The organism is Micromonospora sp. NPDC049799 (assembly GCF_040656655.1).
GTDB lineage: Bacteria > Actinomycetota > Actinomycetes > Mycobacteriales > Micromonosporaceae > Micromonospora.
In genome coordinates this window covers 1-6,062 of the sequence record NZ_JBFAMU010000300.1, presented here as the reverse complement: position 1 = coordinate 6,062, position 6,062 = coordinate 1, and the positions used below count along the sequence as shown (strand labels likewise).

The following is a 6,062-nucleotide window of genomic DNA, read 5'->3' as shown; positions in this document are numbered from 1 at the left end:
GCCACCGTCCCGCCGCGCGCCGGCGGCCCGACGGGGTCCCGGCGTCCGCCCGCCGACGGCCCGGTGGGACGCTCGTCGTGGTCCCGCGCCGCTCGTCTGCTACTCACGGTGACCATTGCACACCGGTACGCTGCGGGTGCCCCGCAGCTCAGGCCGCGTGTCGGCGACAAATCGGACCAATGGCGGACCCGGTCCGGGTCGACCCGTCGACCCGCCCGGCCTATTGGTTCGCGGCCCTCCCCGACGGGTCACTAGGCTTGCTGGTCATGAGTCACGTTCTCGCCGCGGTAGCCTGGCCCTACGCCAACGGCCCGCGCCACATCGGCCATGTCTCCGGTTTCGGCGTTCCCTCCGACGTCTTCGCCCGGTACATGCGCATGGCCGGCCACGACGTGCTCATGGTCTCCGGCACCGACGAGCACGGCACGCCCATCCAGGTGCAGGCCGACGCCGAGGGCGTCAGCCCGCGCGAGCTGGCCGACCGTTACAACCGGGTGATCGTCGAGGACCTCCGCGGCCTCGGCCTGTCCTACGACCTGTTCACCCGGACCACCACCCGCAACCACTACGCGGTGGTGCAGGAGCTGTTCGAGGGGATGTACCGCAACGGCTACATCGTGCCGAAGACCACCATGGGGGCGATCTCCCCGTCCACCGGCCGGACCCTGCCCGACCGCTACATCGAGGGCACCTGCCCCATCTGCGGGTACGACAGCGCCCGCGGCGACCAGTGCGACAACTGCGGCAACCAGCTCGATCCGATCGACCTGATCAACCCCAAATCGAAGATCAACGGGGAGACCCCGAAGTTCGTCGAGACCGAGCACTTCTTCCTCGACCTGCCGGCGCTGGCCGACGTGCTGCGGCGGTGGCTGGACGACCGCGAGGGCTGGCGGCCCAACGTGCTGCGGTTCTCCAAGAACCTGCTGGACGACCTCCAGCCCCGGGCCATCACCCGGGACCTGGAGTGGGGTGTCCCGATCCCCCTCGACGGCTGGCGGGAGCGCGGCGACAAGCGGATCTACGTCTGGTTCGACGCGGTGATCGGCTACCTGTCCGCGTCCGTCGAGTGGGCCCGCCGCTCGGGTGACCCCGAGGCCTGGCGGAAGTGGTGGTCCACCGACGGCGAGGGCAAGGACGCCCGCGCCTACTACTTCATGGGCAAGGACAACATCGTCTTCCACTCGGTGATCTGGCCGGCGCTGCTCTCCGGCTACTCCGGCGAGGGCGCGAAGGACGGCGAGCCGGGTGCGCTGGGACGGCTCAACCTGCCCACCGAGGTGGTCTCCAGCGAGTTCCTGACCATGGAGGGCCGCAAGTTCTCCTCGTCCCGCCGGGTCGTCATCTACGTCCGGGACTTCCTGGAGCGGTACGACGCCGACGCGCTGCGCTACTTCATCGCCGTGGCCGGCCCGGAGAGCAACGACACGGACTTCACCTGGGCGGAGTTCCTCCGGCGCAACAACGACGAGCTGGTCGCCGGCTGGGGCAACCTGGTCAACCGGTCGGTCTCCATGGCGGCGAAGAACTTCGGCGCGATCCCGCCGGTGGACCCCGCCGGTCTCACCGAGGCCGACGAGGCGCTGCTCGCGGTGGCCCGGGCCGGGTTCGCGACCGTCGGCGAGCTGATCGGGAAGCACCGGCAGAAGCAGGCGATCGGCGAGGCGATGAAGGTGGTCGCCGAGGCCAACCGCTACCTGTCCGAGCAGGCCCCGTGGAAGCTCAAGGACGAGGCGGACAAGCCGCGGATGGGCACCATCCTGCACGTCGCCCTCCAGGTGGTCAGCGACGCCAACACGCTGCTCACCCCGTTCCTGCCGCACTCGGCGCAGAAGGTCCACGAGCTGCTCGGCGGCACCGGTGTGCACGCGCCGATGCCGGTCGTGCAGGAGGTCGACGACCTCGACGGCGGGCCCGCGTACCCGGTGCTGACCGGCGACTACACCGTCGGCGCGCGCTGGGAGTCGGTTCCGCTGGAGGTCGGCCGGCCCCTCGCGGCGCCGAAGCCGGTCTTCCGCAAGCTCGACCCGTCGATCGTCGACGAGGAGCTGGCCCGCCTCACCGCCTGACCCGCGACGGTCCGGGGGCGTCAGCCCCCGGACCGTCGTGCGTACGGTGGTGCGGTCAGGCGCGGGCCATCGTGGGCGACCGGATGAACTCCAGGATCGCCTGGTTCACCTCGCGGGCATTGGTCCACGGGGTGCCGTGCGGAGCGCCCTTCAGGGTGATCAGCTGGCTGCCGGGCAGCATCGGCTGCAGCCGGGCGCCCGTCTTCGGGTACGGCAGCACCGCGTCCTTGTCGCCCTGCACGATCAGCACCGGCACGTCGATCCGGGTCACGTCGGCGCGGAAGTCGGTCTGCCAGGCGTCGACCGAGTCGTGGGTGCCCTTCGCCGAGGCGCGGGCGCCGATCTCCCAGTGCGCCCGGAACGCCTCCTCGCTGACCAGCTTGCCCTTGTTCTCCTGGTAGTTGAAGAATGCCTCGCAGAACTGGGTCAGATAGGCGAACCGGTCGGCGATGATCGCGTCCTGGAAGCCCTGGAAGAGGCTCTTCTCGACCCCGTCCGGGTTGTCCGCTGTCTGCAACAGGAACGGCGCCAACGGGGCGAGCAGCACCGCCCGCTGCACCCGCTGGGAGCCGTACGTGCCCAGGTAGCGGGTCACCTCCCCGGTGCCCATCGAGTGACCGACGAGGACCGTGTCCCGCAGGTCCAGCTCGGTCATCAGCACGTCCAGGTCGGCCGCGAACGTGTTGTAGTCGTACCCGAACGTCGGCTGGGCGGAACTGCCGAAGCCGCGCCGGTCGTACGTGATCACCCGGTATCCGGCGTCGAGCAGGGCGATGGTCTGTTTCTCCCAGCTCGCCCCGTTGAATGGGAAGCCGTGGATCAGCACGATCGGCTGGCCGGACCCGTGGTCCTCGTAGTACAGGTCGATCGGCGCGGAGTTCTCCGTCCCCACGGTGATGAAAGGCATGCGTGTCTCCCGAGGTCGCGCTCCCTGATCGGTCGCGGCCCGCATTCCCACCTCGCCCGCCGATATGTCCCGCGGTTCTACACCGCGTACGGGTGGTCCACCACGCGGTCGTCGACCACCTCGGTCCCCGGTGCCCAGGTCTCGTAGACGCCCCGCTCGTGGCACTGCGCCCCGGTGGTCGCCACCGACTCCGGATCCGGCCGGCACAGCCGCAGCCGCAGCCAGCCGGCTTCCTCCCGCAGCACCAGGCAGAGCACGCCGCGCCACTGGCCGAAGCGCACCCGCCGGGCCGCCGAGTCGACCGGGTACCGGGCCGCCCGGGTCATCGCCAGTACCCGGAACCCGCCGGGCATGTCCGCCACCGCCTCGTACTCGCCGCCGGCGTAGCCGCCGACCAGCTGCGTCGAGCGGGGCGTCTCCCCGGTCGGCACGTACTCCTGGTCGGGGGAGAGCCCCGGCACGGCCGCCAACAGGTGCCGCCACTGCGGACCCACCATGCGCAGCCACCCGCGCTGCTCGGCCTGGTAGGTGTAGAGCACCACCTCCACCCCGTCCGTCGGGTAGGCGATCAGGGTGGCGTTCGCCGGCATCGGCAGGTCGGCGAAGTCCCGGGTGACGAACTCGGGGATCAGCTGGCTGTTGCTCGGCACGAAACCGGTGCCCAGCACCGGCGCGCCGAGCCGGTCGCGGGGCGCCAGCAGGGTCAGTCCGTGGTGCTTCGCGCCGGCCGGCACGTCGTAGTCGGACGGGTCCGCGGCCCGCCAGCGCAGCGCGTACGTCACATCGGTGCCGTCCCGGGCGCCCGCGCCGTCACTGCGCAGCACCGCCGTGCCGGCCGGGGTGCGCAGGTGTGCGACGTCGTGCTCCCGGTAGCAGAAGCCGTGCGGCAGCCACCCCCGTACGTAGCCCCCGAGCTGCCGGGCGGAGAGCACCTTCACCATCCGGGTGCCTGGCCGGATCGTGGCCGACGCGCGGACCGTGCGCAGCAGCCGGTCGCCCGCCGCGCCGGGCTGCTGGCTGAGCTGGTGCACGTGCGTCCAGCCCCGCTCCCGGTGCAGCGGCACCAGCAGTTCCGCCTCCGGCTCCTCGGCCGGATCCACCGCCCCGTGCACGGCGGTGACCTCGGTGACGTGCACGAACCTCCGCCAGGGCAGAGCACTGCCGGGCCGGGGCGCCCGTTCGAAGCCGGCCACCTCGTCCGCGCTGAACAACTCGTACGCCGCCCCGCGCGCGATCTCCTCGGCCGGGTACACCGCCCCGCCGTACGCCACGTGCAGTCCGGTCCGCTCGTCCGCGGACCCGCTGGCCTGGGGAGTGGTGGTCACGTCCTCACCCTCTCGGCTCGCTCACGGGGCGACGCTAGGCGCGTACGGCGTAGGCGGGGTGAACGAGGAATGGCCGCCGGATGGACAGACCCGATGTGTGATGCTTGCCGCGATGAGCGAGCAGACCGAGTCCCGCAAGCAGCGCGCCGCCCGCCGGGCCGGCGAGTTCCCGCCCCCGCCGGAGGCGCTGCCCCGTCCCGTGCCGGACAGCCACACCCACCTCGACATCACGGTCAGCGAGGCCGGCGTGCCCGGCGGCGGGGCCGCCGACGACCCGGTGGCGGCGGCGATCGACGTGGCCGCCCGGGTCGGTGTCGACCGGCTGGTCCAGGTGGGCGTCGACGTGAACTCCTCCCGGTGGGGTGCCGACGTCGCCGAGAAGTACGGCGCCGTGGTCGCGACCGTCGCCCTGCACCCCAACGAGGCACCCCGGCTGTCCGACCTGGACGAGGCGCTGCGCGAGATCGAGGCGCTCGCCGCCCGCGACCGGGTCCGTGGGGTCGGCGAGACCGGCATGGACTTCTTCCGCACCGGGGACGAGGGGCGGGCCGCGCAGGAGGAGAGTTTCCGCGCGCACATCGCCATCGCCAAGCGGTACGGCAAGGCCCTGGTCATCCACGACCGGGACGCGCACGCCGACGTGCTGCGGATCCTCGACGACGAGGGCGCCCCGGACACCGTGGTCCTGCACTGCTTCTCCGGTGACGCCGACTTCGCCGCCGAGTGCGTCCGCCGGGGGTACGTGCTGAGCTTCGCCGGGACGGTCACCTTCGGAAGCGCCGTCGCGTTGCGCGAGGCCGCCGCCGTCACCCCGCCGGAGCAGATGCTGGTGGAGACCGACGCCCCGTACCTCACCCCGATGCCGCACCGGGGCAGGCCCAACGCGTCGTACCTGATCCCGCTGACCGTACGGTCGCTCGCCGCCACCACCGGCACCGACCTCGACGCCCTCTGCGCCGCCCTCTCCGCGACCGGCGACCGCGTCTTCGGCCCCTGGTGAGTGGGCCCCGGCCCGCCGCTACGCTACGGGGTGTGACCGGTCTCCTCGGCCCGGCGGAGATCCGGGACCTCGCCTCCCGACTCGGCGTGGCACCCACCAAGAAGCTCGGCCAGAACTTCGTGCACGACCCGAACACGGTCCGCCGCATCGTCACCGCCGCCGGCCTCAGCCCGGACGACGTGGCGCTGGAGGTCGGCCCCGGCCTCGGGTCGCTCACGCTGGGCCTGCTCCCGGTCGCCGCACACGTGCACGCCGTGGAGATCGACCGGACGCTGGCCGCCGCCCTGCCGGAGACCGCCGCCCGGCACGCCGGCCCGGACGCCGCCCGGCTCACCGTGCACCACGCCGACGCGCTGCGGATCACCGCCGCCGACCTGGCCGACCCGGCGCCGACCGCGCTGGTGGCGAACCTGCCGTACAACGTCGCCGTGCCGGTGGTCCTCAATCTGCTGGCCGAGCTGCCCACCCTGCGGCACGGCCTGGTCATGGTGCAGAAGGAGGTCGCCGACCGGCTCGTCGCCGGTCCCGGCTCCAAGGTGTACGGAGTGCCGTCGGTGAAGCTCGCCTGGTACTCCCGCGCCCGCGCCGCCGGCCGCGTCCCGCCGAACGTGTTCTGGCCGGTGCCGAACGTCGACTCCGGCCTGGTCGCCTTCACCCGCCGCGAGCCGCCCCGCGCCGACGTACCCCGGCAGCGGGTCTTCGCCGTGGTGGACGCGGCGTTCGCGCAGCGGCGCAAGACCCTGCGCGCCGCGCTGGCGGGC

Annotated in this window: 5 protein-coding genes; 3 read left to right on the top strand and 2 right to left on the bottom strand. The window is 72.5% G+C overall.

Annotated elements, in window-relative coordinates; genetic code table 11:
* Positions 1 to 266 precede the first annotated feature (266 nt).
* Positions 267 to 2,069 carry a methionine--tRNA ligase gene (gene metG / locus AB0I76_RS20445; protein WP_357037649.1) on the top strand — a complete coding sequence of 601 codons (1,803 nt, stop codon included), beginning with the start codon at positions 267 to 269 and terminating at the stop codon, positions 2,067 to 2,069.
* A gap of 55 nt (positions 2,070 to 2,124) precedes the next feature.
* On the opposite strand, the gene AB0I76_RS20440 is transcribed toward metG, so the two are convergent.
* Together AB0I76_RS20440 and AB0I76_RS20435 are read right to left on the bottom strand one after the other, a co-directional pair.
* Positions 2,125 to 2,976, bottom strand: coding sequence for an alpha/beta hydrolase (locus tag AB0I76_RS20440; RefSeq protein ID WP_357037646.1), 852 nt, complete (start codon positions 2,974 to 2,976; stop codon positions 2,125 to 2,127).
* A 77-nt stretch (positions 2,977 to 3,053) separates the two neighbouring features.
* Positions 3,054 to 4,301 (bottom strand): hypothetical protein, encoded by a 1,248-nt coding sequence (locus AB0I76_RS20435; protein WP_357037643.1) that lies wholly within the window; start codon positions 4,299 to 4,301, stop codon positions 3,054 to 3,056.
* A 100-nt stretch (positions 4,302 to 4,401) separates the two neighbouring features.
* On the opposite strand from AB0I76_RS20435, the gene AB0I76_RS20430 reads away from it, so the two are divergent.
* Positions 4,402 to 5,301, top strand: coding sequence for a TatD family hydrolase (locus AB0I76_RS20430; protein ID WP_357037640.1), 900 nt, complete (start codon positions 4,402 to 4,404; stop codon positions 5,299 to 5,301).
* Between the two features lie 32 nt (positions 5,302 to 5,333).
* A partial coding sequence (gene rsmA, locus AB0I76_RS20425; RefSeq protein WP_357037637.1) for a 16S rRNA (adenine(1518)-N(6)/adenine(1519)-N(6))-dimethyltransferase RsmA occupies positions 5,334 to 6,062 on the top strand: 729 nt, incomplete at its 3' end.